This is a genomic window from Streptomyces sp. NPDC058701 (genome assembly GCF_042715295.1).
Classification (GTDB): domain Bacteria; phylum Actinomycetota; class Actinomycetes; order Streptomycetales; family Streptomycetaceae; genus Streptomyces.
In genome coordinates, this window is the sequence record NZ_JBHXSY010000006.1 from 57,157 (window position 1) to 81,895 (window position 24,739).

Genomic DNA, 24,739 nt, shown 5'->3' on the forward strand with positions numbered 1-24,739 from the left:
TGCGGCGGCTGAGGCGCCTGCGGCACCGCGGCACCGCGGCACCTGAGAACGGCCACCGCCCGAACCCGGACATCCGGGTTCGGGCGGTGGCCTTTCCCCTCGGGTGCCGAGGGGACAACGGGGGACAGCCTGGTCAGGAGGTCGGGGCGGGGGCCGGGGCGGGGGCCGGGACCGGGGCCGTCAGGTCGTAGAACGTGGCCCCGCCGACGGTCGACGCCTTGAACGTGGCCTTCACCCAGGTCTCGATCGCCGTACCGGTGGCGCCGGACGGGCCACCGCCGCGGGTGGGGCCCGCCGCAGCGTCCTCGGCGCCCTCCCCGGCGCCGCTCTGGCCGATGAACCAGTGGATCTTCCCGGCCTGCACGTACTCCTGGAACCGCTCCAGGGTCGGCGACGGGTCGCTGCCGTTGAACCCGCCGACCGGCATCACCGGCTCGCCGGAGGCCAGCTGGTAGCTCGCCGCGTTCTGCGAGCCGATGGCGGCCGCCGCCCAGGTGTACTGCCCGGCGTCCGTGCGCAGGGCGGCCGTGGCCTCCGCCGCGACCCTGGTCCCGCCCAGCAGCCCGCCGGGACCGCCCTGGCCGCCGCCACCGGCGCCGCCGGGCCGTCCGAAGCCGCCGCCGGGCCCGCCCTGGCCACCCGGTACTCCCTGGCCGCGCCGGCCGTCTTGGCCGCCCTGGCCGCCCTGGCCGCCCGGTACGGCTTGACCGTCTTGCGTACCCTGGCCGCGCCGGCCGTCCTGCGGCGCGCCGCCGGGCGCGACCCCGGCGGTCCCACCGGCACCACCGGCGGTGCCGGTCCCGTCGGCACCGCCGGGGCCCTGCTCCCCGCCGGGTGCGAACCTCATCCCGCCGCCCGGCCCGCCACGGCCTCCCGCCACCGCCGGTCCGGCGGTCACGATGGAGCCCGTGTGCCCGGTCGTCACGGTGGTCAGGCAGTACGCGAACGGCCCGGCCAGCGCCGCCGCCAGTCCCAGAGCCGCCACCGCCGGAAGCGCCCGGCGCCCCACTCGTGCGGCGAGCGGCAGCGCGACCGCGGCGAGCAGCCCCGCCGCCAGCACCGTCCAGCGCAGCCATGGCAGGTACCCGGTGGCCCGGCCGAGCAGCACGTACGACCAGACCGCCGTCAGGGCGAGGACCCCGGAGAGCGTGAGCGCGGCGGCCGGGCTGCCGCGCTCCTCCCACAGCACGGCGACGCCCATGCCGACGAGCGCGGCCACGAACGGCGCCAGCGCCACCGTGTAGTACTCGTGGAAGATGCCCTGCATGAAGCTGAAGACGAGCACGGTGATCAGCAGCGAACCGCCCCAGGCCAGGAAGGCCGCCCGGGCCGTGCTCTCCAGCGAGTCGGTGGCCCGGCGGGCCCGCCAGGTCATCACCAGGCCAACCACCAGGAGGACCAGGGCGGCCGGCAGCAGCCAGGAGATCTGTCCGCCTAGGGTGCCCGCGAACAGGCGGTCGATGCCGGTCTCGCCCCAGCCCCCGCCCCCGCCGGGCCGTCCGCCACCGCCCACGCTGCCGGTCTCGTTGCCGTTGATCCGGCCCAGCCCGTTGTATCCGAGGGTCAGTTCGAGGAAGGAGTTGGTCTGCGAGCCGCCGATGTACGGACGCGAGCCCGCCGGCCACAGCTCGACGGCCGCCACCCACCAGCCGCCCGCCACGGCCATGACGGCTCCGGCGAGCAGCAGCTGGCCCAGGCGCCTGCGCAGCCGGGTGGGCGCGCAGACCGCGTACAGGAGGGCGAGCGGCGGCAGGATGACGAAGGCCTGCAGGGTCTTGGTGAGGAAGGCGAAGCCGACCGCGACACCGGCCCAGACCAGCCACCGGGTGCGGGCCCCGTCGAGGGCCCGCAGCACGCAGTACACGGTGACCGTCAGCAGCAGGGTCAGCAGCGCGTCGGGGTTGTTGAAGCGGAACATCAGCGCCGCGACGGGCGTGAGCGCGAAGGCCGCGCCGCTCAGCAGCGCCGCCCCCGGTCCGAACGAACGGCGGACGGCCGCGTACAGGACCGCCGTCGTCCCGACGCCCATCAGGGCCTGCGGGACGAGGATCTGCCACGCACCGAGGCCGAACAGCCGCACCGACAGCATCATCGGCCACAAGGCGGCCGGCGGCTTGTCGACGGTGATGGAGTTCCCGGCGTCTGAGGAGCCGAAGAAGAAGGCCTTCCAGTTCTCGCTGCCCGCCTGGACGGCGGCGGAGTAGAAGGAGTTGGCGTACCCGGAGGAGCCCAGGTCCCACAGCAGCAGGACGGCCGTGGCGATCAGCAGCCCGGCGAACGCGGGACGCTCCCAGCGGGGCCGGTCGGTCCGGGCCCGTACCGCGGCGATCGCGGTGGGCGCATCGGGCCCACCGGGCGCATCGGGTGCGTCGGGTGGGAGGAGCGGGAATGCGGCCGTGGTCATTGGCTGTCCTTGGGCGTGGGGAGCGCGGAGCCGCGCCGCTCGGGGAAGACCCAGGCGCGGAAGAGCAGGAACCGCAGCACGGTGGCGGCGAGGTTGGCGGTGATCAGGACGGCCAGCTCGGTGCCGTGCGCCGGCCGGTCGGTGGCCGCCGCGAGGGCGGCGAGGGAGCCACTGGTCAGGGCCAGCCCGATGGCGAACACCACCAGTCCCTGGGCCTGGTGGCGCACGGCCCGGTCCCGGCCGCGGATCCCGAAGGTGAGCCGGCGGTTCGCGGCGGTGTTGGCGACGGCGGACAGCAGCAGCGCGGCGCCGTTGGCGGTCTGCGGGCCGGTGCCGGTCCGGATGGCGGAGTAGAGGAGCAGGTAGAGCAGGGTGGACAGCGCGCCGACGGCGCAGAAGCCGAGGAGCTGGCGGGCCAGCCCGCCGTCGACGCCGGGCAGGGCGCCCCGGTCGCGCGGGTCGTCCCCGAACGGGCGGGCGAGGAGGTCCAGCGGCAGGGCCCCGGCGGCGAGCGCGCGGCCCACCCGCCAGACGCCCTTGAGGTCCTCGGCGGCGGTGCGGGCGATGTGGACGGTGGAGTCGGGGTCGTCGACCCAGTCCACCGGCACCTCGTGGATGCGCAGTCCGGCCCGTTCGGCGAGCACGAGCAGTTCGGTGTCGAAGAACCAGCCCGAGTCCTCCACCAGCGGCAGCAGCCGCTCGGCGACGTCCCGGCGGATGGCCTTGAACCCGCACTGGGCGTCGCTGAACCCGGCGGCGAGGGAAGAGCGCAGGAGGAGGTTGTAGGCGCGGGAGACGAACTCCCGCTTGGCCCCCCGCACCACCCGCGAGGAGCGGACGAGGCGGGTGCCGATGGCGAGATCGGAGTGGCCGGAGATCAGCGGGGCCACCAACGGCAACAGGGCGTTCAGGTCGGTGGAGAGGTCCACGTCCATGTACGCGAGGATCGGCGCGTCCGAGCCGGACCAGACGGTGCGCAGGGCCCTGCCCCGGCCCTTCTCCTCCAGCCGGGTGCTGCGTACGCCGTCCAGGGCGGTGACGAGCCCGGCCGCGACCTCGGGAGTCCGGTCGGTGCTGGCGTTGTCGGCCACCGTGATCCGGAACGGGTACGGGAAAGTGCGGGTGAGGTGGTCGTGCAGTCGGCGCACGCACCGGTCGAGGTCTTTCTCCTCGTTGAAGACCGGTATCACCACGTCGAGGACGGGCTCGCCGGGCAGGGGCGCGAGGGGAGCCCGTGCCGGAAGGGCCCCGGGAGAGGCGTCGGTTGACATGCGACGAGCCTCGTGGAGCGCCCTGTCACCGCTGTGTGGTGAGCCTGTGCCCCGTCTGTGAGTCCCCGGCCGTACCCGTCGGGGCAGGGGGCAGCAGGACCTCGAAGCAGGTCCGTCCGGGCTCGCTCCGTACCTCGACCTGCCCGCCGTGTGCCGTCACCACGGCCTGGACGATGGCGAGGCCGAGCCCGGTGGATCCCGCACCCCGGGAGCGGGAGGCGTCGCCCCGTGCGAAGCGCTCGAAGACGTGGGGAAGCAGATCGGGCTCGATTCCGGGCCCGTCGTCCTCGATCCGGAGCCGGACGGCGGATGTTTCACGTGAAACACGCGCCGTGACGGTGGTGCCGGGCGGGGTATGGGTGCGCGCGTTGGCCAGCAGGTTGACCAGGACCTGCTGGATCCGGGCCGGGTCGGCGAGGATCGTCGCGGGCTCCTCCGGCAGGTGCAGGCGCCAGTGGTGTCCGGGCCCGGCGGCCCGCGCGTCGCTGACCGCGTCGATGACGAGGGGGGCCAGGTCGGTCTCGGTGTCGCCGGTCGCGAGCGGGCGGCCGGCGTCGAGCCGGGCCAGCAACAGCAGGTCCTCGACCAGGCCGGTCATCCGGGTGGCCTCGGACTCGATGCGGCCCAGGGCGTGCCGGGTGTCGGGGCCGGGCTCCTCCCGGCCCCGTCGGGTCAGCTCCGCGTAGCCGCGGATCGACGCGAGCGGGGTGCGCAGCTCGTGACTGGCGTCGGCGACGAACTGGCGGACCCGGGTCTCGCTCTGCTGGCGGGCGGTGAGGGCGGAGGAGACGTGGCCCAGCATCCGGTTGAGGGCGGCACCGACCTGGCCCACCTCCGTACGAGGGTCGGCCTCGGCGTCCGGCACCCGTTCGTCGAGCGCGGGTTCGCCGCTGTGGAGCGGCAGTTCGGAGACTCGGGTGGCGGTGGCGGCGACCCGACGCAGCGGACGCAGGGCGACCCCGACCAGGGCCTGCCCGGCGAGGGAGGCGGCGATCAGCCCGGCCAGGGTGACGCAGACCTCGACCCCGATCAGGGTCTCCACGGTGGAGTCGAGCTCGTGCAGGGGGAAGCCCAGGACCAGGCTCCCGTCGGGGGCGGGCAGCACCCGGTACGCGCCGAGCCCCGGCAGGCGCAGGTCCACCGGCTCGGTCCGGCCCGGTTCGGCGGTGCGGGCGACCGCCACGAGGGCGGCGGTCTGGGCGGGGGTGAGGAGCTCGCGGTTTCCGAGCTCGGGGTCCTCGACGCGGACGCTGCGCGCCGTTCCGGCCACCGTGCCGTCGGAGTCGAGCCGCACCCCGGTGGCGCCCAGGGGGGTGCCGGGGCCGAGGACGGAGCCCAGGCCCCCTTCCCGGGCGGCCTTTCCGCTGCCGGGGCCCCGGGTTCCCATGTCGACGGAAATACGCAGCTGCTTGTCGAGCTGGTCGACCAGGTAGGAGCGCAGGGCGAGGGTGGTGACGGTGCCGATGGAGGCGCCGACCACGGCGATCAGCAACACGGCCGAGACGACGAGCCGGGTCCGCAGCGACCAGGGCCGCCCGCCCGGCCGGGCCGGGCGGCGCCACCGGGGCGCACGCCCCGACCGCGGCGCACGCTCCCACCGCGCGGGCCGCCCGGGGCTGGGCGCCCGGCCGGAGAGCGGCGGGCGTCCCGGCCGGTACGCGCGCGGGACCACTACTCGGCCGGTTTGATCAGGTAGCCGGCGCCGCGCCTGGTGTGGATCATCGGCGCCAGGCCGGGGCCGCTCTCCAGCTTCCGGCGGAGGTAGGAGATGTACAGCTCGACCACGTTGGCCTGACCGCCGAAGTCGTACGACCACACCCGGTCCAGGATCTGCGCCTTGCTCAGCACCCGGCGCGGGTTGCGCATCAGGTAGCGCAGCAGCTCGAACTCGGTCGCGGTCAGGTGGATCTCCAGTCCGCCGCGGACCACCTCGTGGCTGTCCTCGTCGAGGGTCAGGTCGCCGACGGCCAGGACGGACCCGCCGCGGGCGGCCTGCGCCGCACCCGAACGCCGGACCAGACCGCGCAGCCGCGCCACGACCTCCTCCAGGCTGAACGGCTTGGTGACGTAGTCGTCCCCGCCAGCGGTGAGGCCCGCGATCCGGTCCTCGACGGAGTCCTTCGCCGTCAGGAACAGCACCGGGACCTGCGGGATCTCGCGGCGCAGCCGCCCGAGGACGGCGAGCCCGTCCATGTCGGGGAGCATGACGTCGAGGACCACCACGTCCGGCCGGAACTCGCGCGCCGCGCGGACCGCCGCGGCCCCGTCCCCGGCGCTGCGGACCTCGCAGCCCTCGTAGCGCAGGGCCATGGACAGGAGCTCGGAGAGCGAGGCCTCGTCATCGACGACGAGCACCCGGCAGGGCCCGCCGTCGGACCGGACCAGGGCCGTGGGATTACTGGTGGACGTGGACGCGTGTGAGGTGGTCGTCGCAGTCATGCGACCACGCTGTACGGCGCCTCTGAGAGCGTTCTTGCGCCTACCTGTGAATTTCCTGAGAAACGGCCGCACCGGCCGGAAGCGCGGAACGGACGGGCCCGGATCGCCCCCGGGCGGCGCGGGAACGGTCGGCCGGGCGGGCCAGGCCAGATCTGATCAGGTCAGGTCAGGTCAGGTCAGTCGGGGAGACGGAACAGCCGGGCCCCGTTGTCGTGGCAGACCGCGCGCAGCCACGCGTCCCCCAGCCCGAGCCGTTCGAGGGCGAGGAGCTGTCCGTCGTACGGGTACGGGATGTTCGGGAAGTCGGTGCCGAGCAGGATGCGGTCGCCGAGGTCCGCGAGGCGCCCCAGCTCCGCGCGCGGGAAGGCGCTGAACTGCTCGGAGAAGTCGGTGAAGGCCATCGTGGTGTCCAGGCGGACCTCGGGGTGGCGCTCGGCCAGGTCGAGGAAGTCGGCGTACTCGGGCATGCCCATGTGGGCGATGACCAGCGGCAGCCGCGGGTGGCGGGTCAGCAGCCGGGCGACAGGCTCGGGCCCGGTGTGCTTCCCGGGGGCGGGTCCGGAGCCGCAGTGGATCACGATGGGCGTGCCCGCCTCGGCGAGGAGACCCCAGACGGGGTCGAGCCGGTCGTCGTTCGGGTCGTAGCCGCCGACCTGGAGGTGCGCCTTGAAGACGCGTGCGCCCCCGTCCAGGGCCCGGCGGACGTACCCGGCGGCGGCGTCCTCCGGGAAGAAGGTCGCGGTGTGCAGGCAGTCGGGGGTCCGGGCGGCGAAGTCGGCGGACCAGGCGTTGAGCCAGGCGGCCATCTCCGGCTTGTGCGGGTAGAGCATGGCGGTGAACGCCCGTACGCCGAACTCCCTCAGCAGCGCGACCCGCTGCTCCTCCTCGTACCGGTAGGTGATGGGCCACTCGACGCCGGTCATCGGGCCGACCGCGTCGAAGTAGTCCCACACCTTCTCCAGCACCCGCTCCGGCATGAAGTGCGTGTGGACGTCGACCAGCCCGGGCAGCCCGAGCCGGGTGCGGAAGGCCCGCACCGCCTCAGCCGTGGTGGACAAAGCCGTGGCTCCGCTCGACGGTCGCGACGTGCAGGGTGTAGCTGTCGTACCAGTGGGCGCGCCCCTGCTCCATGGCCGCCTGGTGCTCCGCGTCCTGCCGCCACCGGGCGAGGGACGCGTGGTCGCGGAAGTAGGCGACGGTGATGCCGAGACCGCCGGGGGTGCCCGCGGACTCCTGACCGAGGAAGCCCGGGTTCGCGGCGACGATCTCGTTCATCCGGTCGAGGGTGTCGGCGTAACCGGTCTCGTCGGCGCCGCGGACGCTGCTGAACACCGCCATCAGGTACGGCGGTTCGAAGGCCGGAAGGGGCCGGCGGGGGTGAAGGGTCATGAGCACCACCCTCGGCGGAGCCCTCTCGCATGTCCACCGGAATCAGCGCAGGAAGGCCAAAGGGATCCAAGTTTTGACCATGGCCGCCGACGTCACCACACGTGCCGGGGCCCCGAGCTGCGTCCTCAGAACAGTCCGTCCTGCCCACCCGGGGGACGGACGGAGGCGGGGACCTCCGCCGAGGGAGCCACCGTCCACGCCTCGCCTTCGGGGACGGCCAGCTCCCAGCCGGCCAGCAGCCTGCCGTCCACGACGAGGCCGTCCGCGAGGTGCAGATCGGGACCGGCCGCGCCCGCCAGCACCCCCGTCACGGCGCCGCCGGCCACCATCTCGGTGACGACCCGGACGGGGACCGGCAGCCCCGCCAGCCCGAACGCCGCGGCGTGGTCGACGACTTCGCACGCCACCCGCTCCAGCGAGTCCGGCCATCCCGGCAGGGCGGCCGCCCGCGCGTGCAGCTCGGCGACCTCCAGGGCCTTTTCGGGCGCGGGCGGCAGTCCCGCACGTACGGCGCGCTTGCGGGCGTACGCGATCCGGTCCGGCACCCCGAGCGCGGCCCGCAGCAGCTCCTCGGTACGCCGGGCCGCCATCAGCGGCCCGCGCCCCAGCCAGGCCCAGGCCACCGCGCCCTGCTCCAGCAGCCGGACGGAACCGCGCTCCTCGGCGGTGATGCCGACCTTGACCAGACCGGGCCCGAACCAGGCCAGGTAGACCCGGTAGGTCCGCGGATCGGCGGCGTTGGTGTCGGCCGCCACCGAGAACGACCGGTCCAGGCGCGCGCACTCGGGGCACTGGGCGTTCCCCGTCCGCCCGGGCACGACGGCGGCCGTGGGACAGGCCGTCCGCTTCCCGGCCCGCCACACGCCCGGGCAGCGCCGCTCGCCTCGGGCGACGAAGGCCAGCCGCTGCCCGTACGCGAGCACGCTTTCCCGCGTCCCGCGCCCCTCCGCGTACCAGCCGACGGCGGGCCGGCCCCCGCTCCACCGGACGCCGGAGCACCGCCAGGTCACAGCGGAAGGGGGCGCTCGAAGAAGGTGTCCAGGACGACGGTGGCGTGCGTCCCGATGACACCGTCGATGGCGTAGAGACGGCGCAGCACGTCCTGCAACTGCCCGGTCGTTGCGGTCCGCACCTTGACCATGACCGAGGCGCTGCCCGCGATGATGTGCGCCTCCTGGATCTCGGGGATCGCGGCGAAGGCGTCGCCGGACTCGCCCATCCACGCGTTGGAGTCGACCATCACGTAGGCCAGCACCCCGCTGCCCACGGCGGCCGGGTCGACATCGATGGTGGTGCGGCGGATCACCCCGCGCTCGCGCAGTTTCCGTACGCGCTCGTGGGTGGCCCCGGCCGACAGCCCGACGGCCGCGCCGAGGGCGGCGTACGACTGGCCCGCGTCCTGCTGGAGACGCAGGACGAGCGCCCGGTCGATGTCGTCCACGCGATCTTCCTCCCCTGGGCCCGTCGACCCTTGCGCAGACGGTACCTGATCCTGCAGTTTCACCATTGAACCGAATCTCATTCGGCAAGCCGACGTCAGGGGGAACCGTGTCTGCCCTAGCCGACCTCACCTTGTACGAGATTCTGGACGATCGCTTCCGGACCGGTCGCTGCGCCAACGACGACCTGCGCCGGGAACTGCTCCACGACGCCTGCCGCTGGGCGCAAGGCCCGCTCCATCTGCCCGCCTGACGCCTGCCGGTGTGGAGTGACACCCCCAACGACCGAGTGCTGCGGTGGGACGAGGCGACCGGCGCGGTCTCCGTCCTCCGCTCCCCTATCCCTACTCCCTGGTGATGTCCGTGACGGGGCCTCCCCGCGTCCTGTGACGCGAGGCCTCCCGATCGGCGGACGCCGCTACCGGGCGACGAACTGCGTCAGGATCGCCTGCACCTCGTAGATGTCGACCCCCTTGGTGAAGGTCTTCTCGATCGGCGCCGGGGTCCCGGATATCCAGATCTTGAGCTCGGCGTCGAGATCGAAGTGGCCGGCGGTCTCCACCGAGAAGTGGGTGATGCTCCGGTAGGGGATGGAGTGGTACTCCACCTTCTTCCCCGTGAGCCCCTGCTTGTCGACGAGCACCAGACGCCGGTCGGTGAACAGGATCGTGTCCCGGACGAGCAGGTACGCCGCGTGGACCTGCTCCCCCTGGCCCAGCAGCCGCGCGTAGTCCCGCTGCGCGGACACGGGGTCGGCGGTGTGCGCGTTCCCGAACAGTCCCATGGGGTGCCCCCTTGTTCCGATTTCGAACGATCTCTTCGAACGATCTTCAAAACCGTACCGAGGCCACGGGGTAACCGGCATCCCCCGCCAGAGCCATCCCGCCCCCCAGTTCCTCCGGGGTACCGCCTCCCCACCAAGGAGGAGACCCGGACCCGCACGACCGCTCACCGGCATCCACCCGGACAACGCAAGAGGCCCCCCGGTGAACCGGGGGGCCTCTCATGCTGTGCACTCGGCAGGATTCGAACCTGCAACCTTCTGATCCGTAGTCAGATGCTCTATCCGTTAAGCTACGAGTGCTTGGCTTGCTGGGGTTTTGCGCCCCGTTGGCCTTGCGAGAACAACAATACATGGACCTCGCCGGGACGCGAAATCCATTAGCCAAACCATGGTTGACCTGCGGAAACGGCCCTGAAGAAGATCATCCGGTTGGGTGCGGGCGGGTCGCACACAGATCGGATCGGGCACCGTCCGCGCCGGGAAACACCGCCGGGAAACACCGAAGCCCCGGTCCACAGGGACCGGGGCTTCGTCAGGTGCGGAGGCGGAGGGATTTGAACCCTCGATGGGGGGTAAGCCCCAAACCGCATTAGCAGTGCGGCGCCATAGACCGGACTAGGCGACGCCTCCAGCACACCCCCGCGTACGAAGGTGCGTGCAGATGATGACACAGGCGCGGGGCTGGTCACCAATCCGCTCCCACGGTACTAGGACGCACGGCCGGAGGGCAAAGCATTAAGGCCCCCGTCGCACGCAACGTCCGCGCGCCCCCGTCGTTGGTCAGCCGTACGACGTACGGACGACCTGGAGTGCCCCCATGCTGCGTCTCGCCGCCTTCGCCGTCACCTCCGCCCTGGCCACCACGGTGGCCGGGCCGCTGCCCCCGCTGCCCTTGGGCGGGCTGCTGATGAAGGCCCCCGACCGCCTCTCCATCACCATGGCCGACACCGGAAACCGCCAGTTGGACCGCGAATACCGGCTCGAATGCGATCCCGTCGGCGGCGACCACCCCCAGAGGGAACAGGCCTGCGTGCGGCTGGACCAGCTCGCCGCGGAGGGCAGAGACCCCTTCGCCCCCGTCTCCCGGCGGCAGATCTGCACCATGCAGCACGGGGGGCCGGCCACCGCCCGCATCACCGGCACCTGGCGGGGGCACAAGGTCGACGCGACCTTCCGCCGGACCGACGGATGCGAAATCAGCCGGTGGGACGAGTTGGAACCTCTGCTTCCGAGTGGGCGTTCCTGACCTGGGAGGATGCGCGGAATGGGCGCTATACACCGCACTTCGGCCACCCCGCCGCGGGGCTGTGGCCTTAGACTCCTCCCGTGACTTGCCGGTAGTTGTGGTCAGGGAGGAAGCTCGTCGTGAGCAGCAGGCCATCCCGAGGCGCTGCTCGCCTCGCAGCAATACTCGACGCTCTTCCGGACGCGCTGTTGCTCGTCAACGCCAACGGCACGGTCGTCAACGCCAATTCGATCGCCCTCGAGGTGATGGAGAGTCCGGGAACCGGGCTCGTCGGCCGCGGCCTGCTCGACCTCCTGCCCGACTTCGACTCCAAGCTGATCCCCGGCTCCATGCGCCGGCCCGGTGAGGACGAGGGCGGGCGCACCAAGCCGACCCGGATGACCGCGCGCCGTACCGACGGCAGCGAGTTCCCCGTAGAGGTCACCAGCGCCCATCTGGACGGCCGGGACGCCTACCGCGAGCCGCAACCCGCGTACACCGGCGACGAGCTGCTGATGCTCGTCGTACGGGACCTCTCGCAGACGGTGGACACCGAGGCCGAGCTGGCCCGCTCCCAGCGGCAGACCGAGATGATCCTGCGGGCCGCCGCCGAGGGCGTCGTGGGCACGGACACCGACGGCCGCGTGGTGCTGGTCAACCCCGCCGCCGCGCAGATCCTCGGCTACCGCGCCACCGACCTGGGCAACCGCGAACTGCACGGCCTGGTCCAGCACTCGCGCGCCGACGGCTCACCGTTCCCCTTCGAGGAGTCCCCGCTCGCCGACACCCTGCGCAGCGGACGCAAGCACCGGGTGCGCGGGCAGGTGCTGTGGAACAAGGCCGGGCAGCCCGTCGCCGTGGACTTGACCACGTCTCCCGTACGGGACGGGGAACAGCTCGTCGGCGCCGTCATGACCTTCACCGACCGCCGGCCCTACGACGCCCTGGCCGCGCGCCACTCCCAGCTGCTGGCCGTGCTCGGCGAGTCGCTGCGCGGCCCGCTGGACGAGCTGCGCGGAGAGCTGGCGACGCTGGCCGCCGACGACGCGGGCCAGCTGTGGCCCGAGGCCAACCAGCTGCTGCACCATCTGGCCGCCGGGTACTCACGGATGACCACGCTCGTGGACAACGTGCTGGGCTTCCAGCGCCTGGACTCCGGCGGCGACCGGCTCCAGAAGAAGAAGGTCCTGATCAACGGCGTGGTCACGGCCGGCGTCGACGGCGCGGTCGAGCTGATCGGTCCGGGGCGCGCCCAGTTCGCCGTCCACGCGCCGACCATCGAGGCCGAGGTGGACGGCGACCGCATCGCGACCGCCCTCGCGCACCTGGTCGCGGACGTCGCCGGAGTGGACGCCACCGGGAAGACCGCTCAGGGCAGCGGGTACGGCGACTCGACCATCGTGGTGGCCGCCGCGCAGCGCGGCGACGTCGTACGGATCGAGGTGCGCGGGCCGTACGAGGGCGGGAGCCCGGTGCACGAGCCGATCGTGCGGGGCATCGTGGCCGCGCACGGAGGTGTGCTGCAGACGGTGGAGGTACCGGGCGCACCCGGCGGGGCCTACGTGCTGGAGCTGCCGCTCGGCGCGGGAGCCGGGACGGTGACCCTCCCGGAGCCGGAGGAGGAGCCCCCGGCCGAGGAGAGCGCGCCGACCGGCCCCACCGCGACCGCCACCGGTCCCGGTGGACGGCGGGCCCGGCGCGGTGTCGACGCGTTCCTCGACGACCCGGCCGAACCGGCCGCCGCCTCCGGCGCCCCCAAACCCGCCGAGGGCGGTGGCGCCCTGGCGCTCGCCTCCGGGCGGCGCCGGGCCGGCGAGACCGACGGCGGCGGTCCGGAGCTCGCTCAGTCCCCGGTGAACCCGGCGGGGCTCGGCACCGGGCGGCGCCGCGGGCGCGACGGCGACGGCAGCGGCGAAGGCGGTCAGGGCAGTTCCGGCCGGCCCGTCCCCCCGCACGGCAACGCCATGCCCGCGCTGCCCCCCGCACCCGCGATGGCGCCCGTACCGCCGGTGTCGGTGCTGCCGTCGGCGCCCCAGGTTCCCCCCGTACCCGTGACCGAGCACCCCGCGGGACGGCGCCGTGCGCTGGGCGCGGCCGGTCCGGCGCAGAACGGCGGCCCCGTGCCGGCGACCGGGCTCCGTCCGGCGCCCGTTCCCGGGCAGTCCCCCGTCCGGCCGATCGCCCCCGAGGGCGGCTTCGCGCTGCCCGCGGGGCCGACCCCCGCTCCCCCCGCTCCGCAGAACCCGGCCGCGGCAGGCCCCGGTTCCCCGCCGGCTGCCCAGACCGCCGCCGAAGCGGACTCCGGCGGCCCGGGCGGGCGGCGCGGGCGCCGGGTGCTGGGTGCCCCGGCGGCCGAGCCCGAAGCTCCCGCCCCGCTGCCCGCCGAGGGCGCGGAGGAACCCGTACAGCCGACCGGGCGGCGGCGTGCGCTGCAGACCGCCCCGTCCTGGCCGGTGCCGGCGGCGCGGACGGCTCCCGAGGACGGCGGGGCCTCCGGCCCGGCCGCGGTCCCCGGGGCCCGGCAGTCTCAGGACGCCCCCGCCGAGGGCCAGGCCGCGCAGCCGATCAGCGTGCGCGCCCTCGGCACGCTGGGCCAGGGGATCTCCGTGGACCCGAACGGAACGGGCTCCGGGCGGCGGCGGCGCCTTGCCGAGCCGGCGCCCCAGGGCCGGGCGTTCGCCATAGGAGCCCCCGAGGCGGGCTCCGACGAGGGCCCCGAGCCACTGGACGGCCCGGGCGGAGCGGTGGAGGTGGTCAACCGGCCCGTGCCGCGGCCCGTCGACGACGAGCTTCCGCCGGAGCCGCTGGACAACCCCCGCCGCCTCCTGGTGTGGCCCGCACCCGACGTGCAGACGCAGCAGGCTCTCAGCGACCGCGGCTACCGCCCGGTGATCGTGCATTCCCGCGAGGAAGTGGACGCGCAGATCGCCGCGTTCCCCGCCGCCCTGTTCGTGGACCCGCTGACCGGACCGATCACCCGGACCGCCCTCCAGTCACTGCGCCAGGCCGCGGTGGCCGCCGAGGTGCCCGTCCTGGTCACGGCCGGTCTGGGGCACGCCACGCGGGAGGCCGCGTACGGCGCCGACCCCGCGGTCTTGCTCAAGGCGCTCGCACCGCGGGACAGCGAGCAGCACCCCTCGCGGGTGCTGTTGATCGAGGAGCACGACGAGATCGCGGCCGCCCTGACCACGGCCCTGGAACGGCGCGGCCTTCAGGTCGCCCGGGCGGGAGCCGACACGGACGCCGTGGAGCTGGCCGCGCGGATGCGGCCCAACCTGGTGGTGATGGACCTGATGCAGGTGCGCCGCAGGCGGGCCGGGATCGTGGATTGGCTGCGCGCCAACGGGCAGCTCAACCGCACACCGCTGGTCGTCTACACGGCCACCGGCATCGCCCCGTCCGAGCTGCCGCGGCTGGCTTCGGGGGAGAGCGTGCTCTTCCTGGCCGAGCGGGCGACGACCGACGATGTGCAGGGTCGCATCGTGGACCTGCTGGCCAAGATCGGAACCAACTAGTCATCCTGGCCCGATGGCCATCATCAACACGAGCGAGCAGACCGTCCCCGCCGACAGCGGGGAGGTGAACCTGCTCATCGCGCGACAGGTGGATCCGGGGCACGAGGAGACGTTCGAGGCCTGGGCCCACGGAATCCTGGAGACGGCCGCCGGTTTCCCGGACCATCTCGGATACGGGCTGTTCCGCCCTGCCGCGGAGGGCGGGCCGTGGTTCCTCGTCCACCGCTTCCGCAACCAGGCGGCGTTCCAGCGCTGGCAGGACTCCGCCGAGCGGGCCGAGTGGTTCTCGAACTGTCTGGGCCACCACCACACGGAGATAGCCCGGCGCGAACTGCACGGCATGGAGACCTGGTTCGCCAAACCGGGTACGACCCGGCCCGCGCCGCCGCGCTGGAAGATGGCGATCAGCTCGGGACTCGCCATCTTCCCGATCTCGCTGGTCGGCAACGCGGTGCTCGGGCCGTACCTGGTGGACCTGCACTTCGTCCTTCGGACGGCCGCGTTCGCCGTCGTCTTCAGCACCCTGATGACCTACGCCGCCATGCCCGCCGTCAGCAGGGTGCTGCGGCCGTGGCTCACCAAGGGCTGAGAAGAGTCCCGCCCGGGTCCTGTCGGATCCCGGACGGGTCCGTCGGCCCTCAGTCCAGCTTGGTCACGTCCAGCTCGCCGTCGGCGTACCGCTTGCGGATCACCTTCTTGTCGAACTTGCCGACGCTGGTCTTCGGCACGGCCGCGATGACCGTCCAGCGCTCCGGCAGCTGCCACTTGGCGATCGACTGGGCGAGGAACGCGCGCAGGTCCGCGTAGTCCGCGGTCGCGCCCTCCTTGAGGACGACGGTGGCCAGCGGGCGCTCGCCCCACTTGTCGTCGGGGACGGCGACGACGGCCGCCTCGGCGACCTCGGGATGGGCCATCAGCGCGTTCTCCAGCTCCACGCTGGAGATCCACTCGCCGCCGGACTTGATGACGTCCTTGGCCCGGTCGGTGAGGGTGAGGAAGCCGTCCGGGCTGATCACGCCGACGTCGCCGGTCTTGAGCCAGCCGTCGGCGCTGAACTTGTCCTCGGGGCGGACCGGTTCGCCGGCGGCGCCGCCGTAGTAGGCGCCCGCGATCCAGGCACCGCGCACCTCCAGCTCGCCCGCGGCCTCGCCGTCCCAGGGGAGCCGGTCGCCGCCGGGGCCGACCAGGCGGGCCTCGACGCCTGCCGGGAAACGGCCCTGGGTGATCCGGTAGGGCCACTCCTCCTCGGCGCTCAGGCCGGCCGGCGGGTGGGCCATGGTGCCCAGGGGAGACGTCTCGGTCATGCCCCAGGCGTGGCAGAGGCGGACCCCGAGCTTGTCGTAGGCCTCCATCAGGGAGGGCGGACAGGCGGCGCCGCCGATCGTGACCTGCTTCATCGAGGTCAGGTCGCGCGGATTGGCGGTGACCTCGGCCAGCAGGCCCTGCCAGATGGTGGGGACGGCTGCGGCGTGCGTGGGCTTCTCCCGCTCGATCATCTCGGCGAGGGGCGCGGGCTGCAGGAAGCGGTCCGGCATCAGCATGTTGATGCCGGTCATGAAGGTGGCGTGCGGCAGCCCCCAGGCGTTCACGTGGAACTGCGGGACGACGACCAGGGTGGTGTCCTTGTCGTTCAGCCCCATCGACTCGCCCATGTTGACCTGCATGGAGTGCAGGTAGATCGAGCGGTGCGAGTAGATGACGCCCTTGGGGTCGCCGGTCGTGCCGGAGGTGTAGCACATGGCGGCTGCCTGGCGCTCGTCCAGTTCGGGCCAGTCGTAGGTGTCCGGGCGGCCGGCGAGGAGTTCCTCGTACTCGTGGACGCGCACGTCCAGCCCGTCGAGCGCGGAACGGTCGCCGATGCCGGACACCACGACGTGCTCGATGGTCGGCAGGTGCGGCAGCAGCGGGACGAGGAGGGGCAGCAGCGTGCCGTTGACCAGCACCACCCGGTCGGCGGCGTGGTTGACGATGAAGACGAGCTGCTCCGGAGGGAGACGGAGGTTCAGCGTGTGCAGGACCGCGCCCATGGAGGGAATCGCGAAGTAGGCCTCGACGTGCTCGGAGTTGTTCCACATCAAGGTTGCGACCCGGTCGTCCTGGCGGACTCCGAGTTCGTCGCGCAGGGCATTGGCGAGGCGGGTGGCGCGGGCACCGATCTCGGCGAAGCTGCGGCGGTGCGGCTCGGCCTCCCCGGTCCAGGTCGTGACCTGGGACTTTCCGTGGATCGTCATCCCGTGCTGGAGTATGCGGGTGACGAGGAGCGGTACGTCCTGCATGGTGCTCAGCAAAGCGTCCTCCCAGTGAGCGCTGCGGCGCTGCGGCGGCTACGGATGCTGCCGATTCTGCGCACGTACCGGTCGGCATGTCACTACCCGAGAGTAGAAATCGACCCTTGTGTTTCACGTGAAACGTCCGCGAGGGTCACGCCGCCGTGCCGTCCGGCCTTCCGTGTTTCACGTGAAACATCGGGGCAGGTCAGCACCACCGGTCCGTCCGAGCCCCTGTCTCAGCGCACCGGGCTGAGCTCGGGGTCGTCGCGGAGCTTGACGAGCGCACGCGATACGGCGCTCTTGACCGTGCCGACCGAGACCCCCAGCAGCTCGGCCGTCTGCGCCTCGCTCAGGTCCTCGTAGTAGCGCAGGACAACCATGGCCCGCTGGCGGTCGGGCAGCCGGGTCACCGCGCGCCACATCGCGTCGCGCAGTGCCTGTGCCTCCGCGGGGTCGGCGGCCGGCGCGACCTCGGTCTCGGGGAGCTCGTCGCACGCGAATTCATCGACCTTGCGCTTGCGCCACTGGGAGGTCCGGGTGTTGACGAGGGCCCGCCGGACGTAGCCGTCCAGTGCGCGGTGGTCCTCGATCCTGTCCCAGGCCACGTACGTCTTCGTGAGGGCCGTCTGGAGCAGGTCCTCGGCGTCGCACGGGTTCGCGGTGAGGGACCGCGCAGTGCGCATCAGGACCGTACCGCGGGTCCGGACGTACGCCGAGAACGACGGGTACGGCGTCGGATTCGAGGCGAGCGTGCACACTGGCGTGGTCATGTCTCCACGCTAGGAGCGCGCACGCCCCCTGCAATCGGCCGCAGGTGCCGAAGGGGGGTCCACCTCAGGTTGTAGGGGCGGAGCGGCCTCCACCTCCTGAAGGTGGAGGCCGCAGGAGCCCTGGAACCGGGATCTCAGCCGTCGGCGCCGAGGATCAGTCCCGAGGTCGGCACCCCCGTACCGGCCGTGACCAGCACGTGCTCCGTCCCCTCGACCTGGTTGACCGAAGTGCCCCGCAGCTGGCGAACGGCCTCGGCGATGCCGTTCATGCCGTGGAGGTACGCCTCTCCCAGCTGACCGCCGTGGGTGTTGAGCGGCAGCGCGTCGGCGGCGACGAAATCGGCGGCCTCACCCGGCTTGCAGAAGCCGAACTCCTCCAGCTGCATGAGCACGAAGGGGGTGAAGTGGTCGTAGAGGATCCCGACGTCGATGTCCGCCGGCCGCAGCCCGCTGGTGCGCCACAGCTGGCGCGCGACGACGTCCACCTCCGGAAGGCCGGTGAGGTCGTCGCGGTAGAACGAGGTCATGGCCTCCTGGCGGCGGCCGGCGCCCTGCGCGGCCGCGGTGATCACGGCGGGCGCCTGCCGCAGGTCCCGGGCCCGCTCGGCTGTGGTGACGACGAGGGCCTGGCCCCCGTCCGTCTCCTGGCAGCAGTCGAGCAGCCGCAACGGCTCCACGATCCAGCGCGAGGCGGCATGGTCGGCGAGGGTGATGGGCTTGTTGTGGAAGTACGCGGCGGGGTTGTTCGCGGCGTACCGGCGGTCGGTGACGGCTACGTGTCCGAAGGCCTCGGAAGTGAGGTTGTAGGCGTGCAGGTAGCGCTGGGCGGTCATGGCCACCCAGGAGGCGGGGGTCAGCAGCCCCCACGGCAGCGCCCAGCCGAGGGCGGCGCCCTCCGCCGAAGGCTCGCGCTGCTGCACGCCGGAGCCGAAGCGGCGGCCGGAGCGCTCGTTGAAGGCGCGATAGCAGACCACGACCTCCGCAACCCCCGTGGCGACCGCGAGGGCGGCCTGCTGGACGGTGGCGCAGGCCGCGCCGCCGCCGTAGTGGATGCGGGAGAAGAAGGACAGGTCTCCGATGCCGGCCGCCTGGGCGACGGTGATCTCGGGGCTGGTGTCCATGGTGAAGGTGACCATGCCGTCGACATCGGCGGGGGAGAGCCCGGCGTCGGCGATGGCCGCGTGCACGGCCTCGACGGCGAGGGTCAGCTCACTGCGGCCGGAGTCCTTGGAGAACTCGGTCGCCCCGATGCCGGCGATGGCGGCGCGGCCGCCGAGCCCGTCGCGGTGTCGGACGCTCATGCCGCACCCCTTCCGGTCAGGGTCACGGTGACCGTGCCGGTGACGTGGTGGCCGATGCCGTTGGCACCGATGACGCGGATCTCGGCGGTGTCCCCGTCGAGGGCCGTGACGGTACCGGTGAGGGTCATGGTGTCGCCCGGGTAATTGGGGGCGCCGAGCCGGATGGCCACCTTGCGCAGGACGGCCCGGGGGCCGAGGTGGTCGGTGATGTAGCGGCCGACCAGTCCGTTCGTGGTCAGGATGTTCATGAAGATGTCCGGAGAGCCCTTCTCCCGTGCCAGCTCCGCGTCGTGATGCACGTCCTGGTAGTCGCGGGAGGCGATCGCGCCCGAGACGATCAGGGTCCGCGTGACGGGGACCACCAGGGGCGGCAGTACCGCACCGACCTGTATCGCGCCGACTCCCATGTCTCAGCCCTCCTGCACCAGTACGGCGCCCAGTTCGGCCAGCAGCTCGCTGCCACAGCCCAGGTACGCGTCCAGCTGGCGCCCCCACAGGAAGTGCCGGTGGACCGGGTGCTCCAGATCGGCGCCCATCCCGCCGTGCAGGTGCTGGCCGGCGTGCACGACCCGCTTGCCCGCCTCGGCGGCCCACCAGGCAGCCGTCAGGACGTGTTCGCTCGCGGGCAGGCCCTGGTCGATGCGCCAGGCCGCCTCGTAGGCGGTGGCCCTGATCGCCTCCGTGTCCATGTACGCGTCGGCGGCCCGCAGCATGACCCCCTGGTTGGTCGAGAGCGGCCTGCCGAACTGCTCGCGGGTGCCGGTGTACTCCACCGCGCGGGCGAGCGAGCCCGCGCAGACGCCCGCCTGTAGTCCGGCGAAGGCGGTGCGGGCGGCAGCGAGCACTTCCGCGTAGGCACCCGTGGTGCCGAGCCGCTCGGCCTCGGCTCCGGCCAGTGTCAGCCGGCCCGCCGACCAGGGGGCGGTGGTCTCCACCGGGGAGCTCCGTACGCCCGGCGCGTCGGTCCGTACGAGCCATAGGTCCCGCTGCCCGTCCGGCACCAGTACGTGGGTGGCCTCGCGCAGCCAGGGCACGGCGGGTGCGGTGCCGGAGAGGCGGCCGCCCTCGGCGGTGATCCGGCCGCGGGCCGGGAAGGCGCCGGTGGCGACGGCCTCACCGGTGGCCAGGGCGGGCAGCAGGCGGGCCCGCTGTCGGGCGGTGCCGTGCGCGGCGACCGGGAGCACGCCGTACGCGCACGTGGCGGCGTACGGAACCTGCGCGGTGGTGCGGCCCTGCTCTTCCAGCAGGAGGACCAGTCCGACGAGGCCGATGTCCTCGACCGCCCCGATCAGGCCGGCCGCGGTGAGGGCCTTCCACAGCTCGGCGTCACTGCCGCTGCCCGCCGCCGCGAGACGTTCGTGCGTGGCGAGGTCGCCGAAGATCCGGGCGGCGAGCCCGGCCGCCGCGGCCTGCTCCTCGGTGGGGTGGAAGTCCATCAGCCCTCGCTCCGGCGGAAGACGGGGAGTTCCAGTTCGTCGTCGACGCGCAGGAACTCCAGCTGGACCGGCATGCCTATGCGGACCTCGTCGCAGGGGACGCCGGTGATGTTGCTGATCATGCGGACGCCCTCGGCGAGCTCGACGAGGGCGACCGCGTACGGTCCGCCCGCGACCGCGGGATCCTCGTGCGCGGTGAAGGCCGGGAAAGGCGGGTGGTGCATGACGACGTAGCTGAAGACGGTGCCCGCTCCGGAGGCCGCGACGGTGTCCCAGTCGAGCGAGGCGCAGGAGTTGCAGCCGGGCAGCCACGGGAAGCGCAGGGTGGCGCAGCCGGTGCACCGCTGGATCAGCAACCGGTGCTCCCGTACCCCGTCCCAGAAGCCCTGGTTGTCGCGGTTGACCACCGGGCGGGGGCGCCGCGGGGCGCGCCCCACGGACTGGGCGGGCTGCACGGGCGCCGGTATGGGCGCGGGGGCGACTGCGGCTGCCCGGGTGGCCGCCCGGGCAGGGGCGTACTTCAGGATGCGGAAACGGTGCGTCCCCGAAAGCTCGCCGTCCGCCCGGACGTCCGTACGCGTGGTCACGAAGTGCCCGGTGCCCAGCTTGGTCGTCTTGCGGGGCGATATGGACTCGATGACGGCGTCGAAGGTGACCTCCTGTCCCGGCCGGAGCGGGCGCAGGTACTCCTGCTCACAGTCGGTGGCCACCACGGAGGTGAAGCCGCTTCCGTCCAGCAGGGCGAAGAGCTCGTCGTACGCGGAGGAGCGGTCGGTGTGCCCGGAGAGCCCGCCCATGGTCCAGGCCTGGAGCATGGTCGGCGGGGCGACGGCGTCCGGCCCGCTGTACGCCGGATTGGCGTCCCCCATCGCCTCACACCAGTGGCGGATCATCGGTGCGTTGACGGTGTCCTTGCCGCGGCCCGCGGTGGCCGCCGGCTGCCCCTCGAAGGCGGCCAGCAGCTCGTGGAACCGCTCTGCCGCCCCGGTCTCCGCCCCGGCAGCGGCCCCGGGTGCCGCGTGGGCCTGCGTCCTTCCCGATCCGGGCTTCGCCGCTTCGGCCCTCCCGGCCGCAGCCCGACCGGCCGCGTCTGCCGTCATCGCTTCCTCCCCTTCATGCCGAGCCGCATCATGGCGACGATCTCCCGCTGGACCTCACTGACCCCGCCGCCGAAGGTGTTGATCTGCGCGGCCCGGTTCATCCGCTCCAGCTCGCCGCCCTCGAACGACTCGCTCCCCGGCCCTCGGATCAGTCCCTCCTCACCCACCACCTCCTGGCACATCCGGTACACCTCGACGGTGGACTCCGTGCCGAGGAACTTCACGCCGCTCGCGTCCCCGGGCGCCAGGTCGCCGCCGCCGACGTCCTGGACGAGCCGCCAGTTGAGGAGGCGTACGGCGGCCAGCCGCGCGTGCGCCTCGGCCAGCCGGGACCGCACCCACGGCAGATCGGCGGGCCGCTCCCCGGTGACGGGATCGGGGAGGCGGGCGTGGGCGAGGGCGGACGCGTAGAAGTCCTCTGCCTGCATGCCGATGGCGGCGAGGGCCACACGCTCGTGGTTGAGCTGGTTGGTGATCAGTCCCCATCCGCCGTGCTCGGGCCCGACGAGGTTGCCGCCGGGCACGCGGACGGAGTCGTAGTACGTGGCCGTGGTGGTGAGCCCGCCGACCGTCTCGATGGGGGTCCAGGCGAAGCCGGGGACATGCGTGGGCACCAGGATGATCGAAATGCCCTTGTGCTTGGGGGCCTGCGCGTCGGTGCGGCAGGCCAGCCAGATCCAGTCCGCGTTCTGGGCGTTCGAGGTGAAGATCTTCTGTCCGTCGATCACCCAGTCCGCGACGCTGTCCGACCCGCCGTCGCGTCGTTCGTCGCGGACGGCACGCGTACGGAGGGAGGCGAGGTCGGTGCCCGCCTCGGGCTCCGAGTAGCCGATGGCGAAGACGATCTCCCCCGCCAGGATGCGGGGCAGGAAGTAGCCCTTCTGCTCCGGCGTCCCGTACTTCATCAAGGTCGGCCCGACGGTGTTGAGCGTGACCATGGAGACGGGGGCGCCGGCCCGGTAGGCCTCGTCGAAGAAGACGAACTGCTCCTCCGGGCTCCGGCCTTGGCCGCCGTACTCGACGGGCCAGCCAAGGCCCAGGAGTCCGTCGGATCCGATGCGGCGCAGCAGTTCCCTCTGACGTCCGGGATCTTCGGGCACCCCGTCGGGCAACAGGTCCTTGAAGTACTCCCGCAGTTCGGCACGGAGCCGCAACTGGCCTTCGGTCGGGGCGAGGTGCACGGCGCTGGCCTCCCGGCATCACACGGTCGAGTTGAGCTGACTGTCCGTCAGATTTACCCGTGGTGTCAAGGTCGGGAGGAAGCCGGGGATCGGGGCGGGCGGCCACGCGCGAAGGCGCCCGCGCTACCGGACCCCAGCCGGTCCGGTCGCACGGGCGCCCTCAACTGTCGAAGCGGCTCAGGCCGCGGTCACCACCAGGGATGGAAGTTGACCGCCACATTCGCGTTGCCCTGATGGATCGCGGTGAAGGCCGAGCCGTTGGCCTGCGCGGTGTTGTTCTGGTTGGACGCACCGGCGCCGGTGGCCACCTGCTGCGAGGTGGAGGAGTTGCCGTGGTTGCTGCCGCCCACGCCGCTGCCGATGATGCTGGCGACGCTCGCATTCGATCCGTCGTTCGCGAAGGAACCGTTGTCAGCCGTGGCCACGCCACCGAAGAGGGCTACGGCGAGGGGGAGAGCGGCGGCAGCGGCGATGACGCGGGCGGTACGGATGCTTGCCATGTCTGAATCCTCCAGAAAACCGAAGTGGGACTTGCCCCAAAGCAGTTGGCCGACTGCCTCGGTCATTCGTGTGGGACGACGTCGTGGGACCAGAGTTGCCCACCGAATCCCCGGCGAACCACCCCGGAGCACCCGATTCCCCCGCAAGTATGACCAACATCGGATAAACCTCATTCACGCCCTCGATGCCCCAGGTCAACGGCCTGGAACCAGGCAAAACCCTTGCCATACAGGGGATGAAGCGTTCCGCCAGATCCGAGTGTCCCGGACATGCCGAAAAGGGCCGCGCCATCCGGGAACCCCACCGTCTCCCGGGCATGCGGCCCTGCAATACCAGGCTTCGCGCCCCCTGCACGCCCCGGCGCTCGCCGGGGTGATCCATCAGCGCCCCAGCCTTGGGGCATCTCGGCGCGATCCACGGCCACGAGTGACCGGGCTCCAGCACCTGTCGCCAGTCCCGCTATCTGCTCCTGCTGATGCTCATGCTCATGCTGTCGGTGTTACTGCTCCTGCTTATGTACATCCTCGTGCGCCGGATTCGGCGCGTACTCCTGCCTGTCTTCCTGTCTGACTACCTGCTGCCTGCTACCTGCTACCTGCTACCTGCTACCTGCTACCTGCTGATACTCGCTCGTCCTGATGCACGTGCTCGTGCTGTCGCTCGCACTCGTGCTCGGTGACGGCACGTACGCCCTTACCGCCGGATCCGATGCCGTTCAGCGTCGGCCACGGGCAGCTACGCGGCGAGCTCGAGCGCTTCCCGGGCGGCGCCGGTGCGGGATCCGGCTGCGGTCGGTGCTCCGGCAAGGGGCCCGGCCGGGCTCTGGACCGCGGCGGACGTTCCCGACCCGGCACCCATGGCGGCAGCGGTGGTGGAGCGTCGGACGGACGGGGTCTTGCCATGCGCCTCGGCGCGGATCCGCTGCTTGATGGTGGGCGGGAGCGAACCGCCCCGCATCATCGCCCGCCAGGTCCGCCGGGCCGTGACGGCCGTCCGGCGCGCGGTGGCGGCCGTGGGGGCCGGCACGGCGGGGGCAGTGACGCCGGCGAACTTCGGGGCCGCCTTCCGGCCGAAGCCGAGGGAGGAGAGCAGTGCCACGAGTGCGGCGAGGACGGCGGTCCAGATCGAGGTGACGGTGCTGCGGTGAGCCATGACGGGTGCCTCATTTCGCGATGTTCGGACGGGCGGATCTGAATACATTCGTCATGATGTGGCGGCAACCGCACCGCCCCCACGACGCGCGCCGATCTTCCGACAAACACCACCCAAAAGGCCCAAAGCGCTCTTTTGTCCCGCCGACTTGCGGGCCGGGAGGAGCCGGGGTCTACTCCGACCCGACGGGCACTGGCGCCGGTCGCAGGCGGTCTGGGTCCCGGTGGAGGTCACGATGTTCCCGACGCTGAAGGACGGGTTCTCGGCGTCGTGGTCCACGTCGGAATCGACGAGTACGACGGGATTTCGGCCTGCCGGTGTGCAGGTCGTCGAGGCTGGAGACCATCGCTCCGGCGGCCCGCCCCCAGGGAGGGTTCCGGCCGCTGGCGCCGGTGACGGCGCCGTCGGGCGTGAGGTCGGTGTAACCGAGAAGCCGTACGGGCGTGGCAGGACGGCGTCGGTGGGCAGTGAGGTGCTGTCGAGCTTCAAAGAGGTGAACACGTTGCCCCGCCGGAGGCACCAGTAACGTACCGGGAGACGGGACCGTCCAGCCCGACTTCCC

Annotated in this window: 21 protein-coding genes, 2 tRNA genes and 1 pseudogene; 4 read left to right on the forward strand and 20 right to left on the reverse strand. The window is 72.6% G+C overall.

Features of this window, described 5'->3' with window-relative positions; all coding sequences use genetic code 11:
• Window positions 1-133: 133 nt before the first annotated feature.
• The 8 genes from ACFWW8_RS08160 to ACFWW8_RS08195 form a co-directional block, all read right to left on the reverse strand.
• The gene (locus ACFWW8_RS08160) at window positions 134-2,404 is read right to left on the reverse strand and encodes an ArnT family glycosyltransferase (protein ID WP_386525251.1); all 2,271 of its coding nucleotides are present in this window, start codon (window positions 2,402-2,404) and stop codon (window positions 134-136) included.
• A complete protein-coding gene (locus tag ACFWW8_RS08165; RefSeq protein ID WP_386525254.1) occupies window positions 2,401-3,675 on the reverse strand; it encodes a glycosyltransferase in 1,275 nt (424 codons plus the stop codon). The genes ACFWW8_RS08160 and ACFWW8_RS08165 overlap by 4 nt, the downstream gene beginning before the upstream one ends.
• Before the next feature lie 25 nt (window positions 3,676-3,700).
• Window positions 3,701-5,170, reverse strand: a complete 1,470-nt coding sequence (locus ACFWW8_RS08170; protein ID WP_386525256.1) for a sensor histidine kinase — start codon at window positions 5,168-5,170, stop codon at window positions 3,701-3,703.
• Between the two features lie 176 nt (window positions 5,171-5,346).
• On the reverse strand, window positions 5,347-6,114 hold the full coding sequence (locus ACFWW8_RS08175) for a response regulator transcription factor (RefSeq protein ID WP_386525259.1): 768 nt from the start codon (window positions 6,112-6,114) through the stop codon (window positions 5,347-5,349).
• 176 nt (window positions 6,115-6,290) lie between these two features.
• Complete coding sequence (locus ACFWW8_RS08180) at window positions 6,291-7,172, reverse strand: amidohydrolase family protein (RefSeq protein ID WP_386525262.1); 882 nt, start codon at window positions 7,170-7,172, stop codon at window positions 6,291-6,293.
• A complete protein-coding gene (locus tag ACFWW8_RS08185; protein ID WP_386525264.1) occupies window positions 7,156-7,503 on the reverse strand; it encodes an antibiotic biosynthesis monooxygenase family protein in 348 nt (115 codons plus the stop codon). Before ACFWW8_RS08185 ends, ACFWW8_RS08180 begins: the two co-directional genes overlap by 17 nt.
• Before the next feature lie 125 nt (window positions 7,504-7,628).
• Window positions 7,629-8,513, reverse strand: coding sequence for a DUF2797 domain-containing protein (locus ACFWW8_RS08190; RefSeq protein ID WP_386525266.1), 885 nt, complete (start codon window positions 8,511-8,513; stop codon window positions 7,629-7,631).
• Window positions 8,510-8,944 carry an Lrp/AsnC family transcriptional regulator gene (locus ACFWW8_RS08195; RefSeq protein WP_386525269.1) on the reverse strand — a complete coding sequence of 145 codons (435 nt, stop codon included), beginning with the start codon at window positions 8,942-8,944 and terminating at the stop codon, window positions 8,510-8,512. Before ACFWW8_RS08195 ends, ACFWW8_RS08190 begins: the two co-directional genes overlap by 4 nt.
• Before the next feature lie 107 nt (window positions 8,945-9,051).
• Here ACFWW8_RS08195 and ACFWW8_RS08200 point away from each other — a divergent pair.
• Window positions 9,052-9,282, forward strand: a pseudogene (locus ACFWW8_RS08200) (SMP-30/gluconolactonase/LRE family protein); the annotation flags it as partial.
• Between the two features lie 78 nt (window positions 9,283-9,360).
• Here the strand turns inward: ACFWW8_RS08200 and ACFWW8_RS08205 are convergent.
• The 3 genes from ACFWW8_RS08205 to ACFWW8_RS08215 all read right to left on the reverse strand — a co-directional run bounded on the left by ACFWW8_RS08205 (window position 9,361) and on the right by ACFWW8_RS08215 (window position 10,356).
• The gene (locus tag ACFWW8_RS08205) at window positions 9,361-9,726 is read right to left on the reverse strand and encodes a PH domain-containing protein (protein WP_386525271.1); all 366 of its coding nucleotides are present in this window, start codon (window positions 9,724-9,726) and stop codon (window positions 9,361-9,363) included.
• Window positions 9,727-9,953: 227 nt separating this feature from the next.
• A tRNA-Arg gene (locus ACFWW8_RS08210) sits at window positions 9,954-10,026 on the reverse strand.
• A gap of 239 nt (window positions 10,027-10,265) precedes the next feature.
• Window positions 10,266-10,356, reverse strand: a tRNA-Ser gene (locus ACFWW8_RS08215).
• 187 nt (window positions 10,357-10,543) lie between these two features.
• On the opposite strand from ACFWW8_RS08215, the gene ACFWW8_RS08220 reads away from it, so the two are divergent.
• The 3 genes from ACFWW8_RS08220 (at window position 10,544) to ACFWW8_RS08230 (ending at window position 15,055) form a co-directional block, all read left to right on the forward strand.
• Window positions 10,544-10,972: an SSI family serine proteinase inhibitor gene (locus tag ACFWW8_RS08220; protein WP_386525273.1), complete on the forward strand. Its 429-nt coding sequence runs from the start codon at window positions 10,544-10,546 to the stop codon at window positions 10,970-10,972.
• Window positions 10,973-11,091: 119 nt separating this feature from the next.
• On the forward strand, window positions 11,092-14,466 hold the full coding sequence (locus ACFWW8_RS08225; RefSeq protein WP_386525276.1) for a PAS domain-containing protein: 3,375 nt from the start codon (window positions 11,092-11,094) through the stop codon (window positions 14,464-14,466).
• Window positions 14,467-14,479: 13 nt separating this feature from the next.
• Window positions 14,480-15,055 (forward strand): antibiotic biosynthesis monooxygenase, encoded by a 576-nt coding sequence (locus tag ACFWW8_RS08230; RefSeq protein ID WP_386525278.1) that lies wholly within the window; start codon window positions 14,480-14,482, stop codon window positions 15,053-15,055.
• Window positions 15,056-15,104: 49 nt separating this feature from the next.
• Here ACFWW8_RS08230 and ACFWW8_RS08235 read toward each other — a convergent pair whose 3' ends face one another.
• From ACFWW8_RS08235 to ACFWW8_RS08275, 9 genes are all read right to left on the reverse strand, one after another.
• Window positions 15,105-16,754 (reverse strand): long-chain fatty acid--CoA ligase, encoded by a 1,650-nt coding sequence (locus ACFWW8_RS08235; protein WP_386525281.1) that lies wholly within the window; start codon window positions 16,752-16,754, stop codon window positions 15,105-15,107.
• 218 nt (window positions 16,755-16,972) lie between these two features.
• A complete protein-coding gene (locus ACFWW8_RS08240; RefSeq protein WP_386525283.1) occupies window positions 16,973-17,506 on the reverse strand; it encodes a SigE family RNA polymerase sigma factor in 534 nt (177 codons plus the stop codon).
• A gap of 134 nt (window positions 17,507-17,640) precedes the next feature.
• Entirely contained in the window at window positions 17,641-18,807 is a 1,167-nt protein-coding gene (locus ACFWW8_RS08245; RefSeq protein WP_386525285.1) for a lipid-transfer protein, read from the reverse strand.
• Complete coding sequence (locus tag ACFWW8_RS08250; RefSeq protein WP_386525288.1) at window positions 18,804-19,214, reverse strand: MaoC family dehydratase; 411 nt, start codon at window positions 19,212-19,214, stop codon at window positions 18,804-18,806. Before ACFWW8_RS08250 ends, ACFWW8_RS08245 begins: the two co-directional genes overlap by 4 nt.
• Before the next feature lie 3 nt (window positions 19,215-19,217).
• On the reverse strand, window positions 19,218-20,243 hold the full coding sequence (locus ACFWW8_RS08255; RefSeq protein WP_386525290.1) for an acyl-CoA dehydrogenase family protein: 1,026 nt from the start codon (window positions 20,241-20,243) through the stop codon (window positions 19,218-19,220).
• A complete protein-coding gene (locus ACFWW8_RS08260) occupies window positions 20,243-21,343 on the reverse strand; it encodes a bifunctional MaoC family dehydratase N-terminal/OB-fold nucleic acid binding domain-containing protein (protein WP_386525292.1) in 1,101 nt (366 codons plus the stop codon). Before ACFWW8_RS08260 ends, ACFWW8_RS08255 begins: the two co-directional genes overlap by 1 nt.
• A complete protein-coding gene (locus ACFWW8_RS08265) occupies window positions 21,340-22,524 on the reverse strand; it encodes an acyl-CoA dehydrogenase family protein (protein WP_386525295.1) in 1,185 nt (394 codons plus the stop codon). Before ACFWW8_RS08265 ends, ACFWW8_RS08260 begins: the two co-directional genes overlap by 4 nt.
• 188 nt (window positions 22,525-22,712) lie before the next feature.
• The gene (locus ACFWW8_RS08270) at window positions 22,713-23,024 is read right to left on the reverse strand and encodes a hypothetical protein (protein ID WP_386525750.1); all 312 of its coding nucleotides are present in this window, start codon (window positions 23,022-23,024) and stop codon (window positions 22,713-22,715) included.
• Between the two features lie 736 nt (window positions 23,025-23,760).
• Window positions 23,761-24,177, reverse strand: coding sequence for a DUF6344 domain-containing protein (locus tag ACFWW8_RS08275; protein ID WP_386525298.1), 417 nt, complete (start codon window positions 24,175-24,177; stop codon window positions 23,761-23,763).
• Window positions 24,178-24,739: the final 562 nt, after the last annotated feature.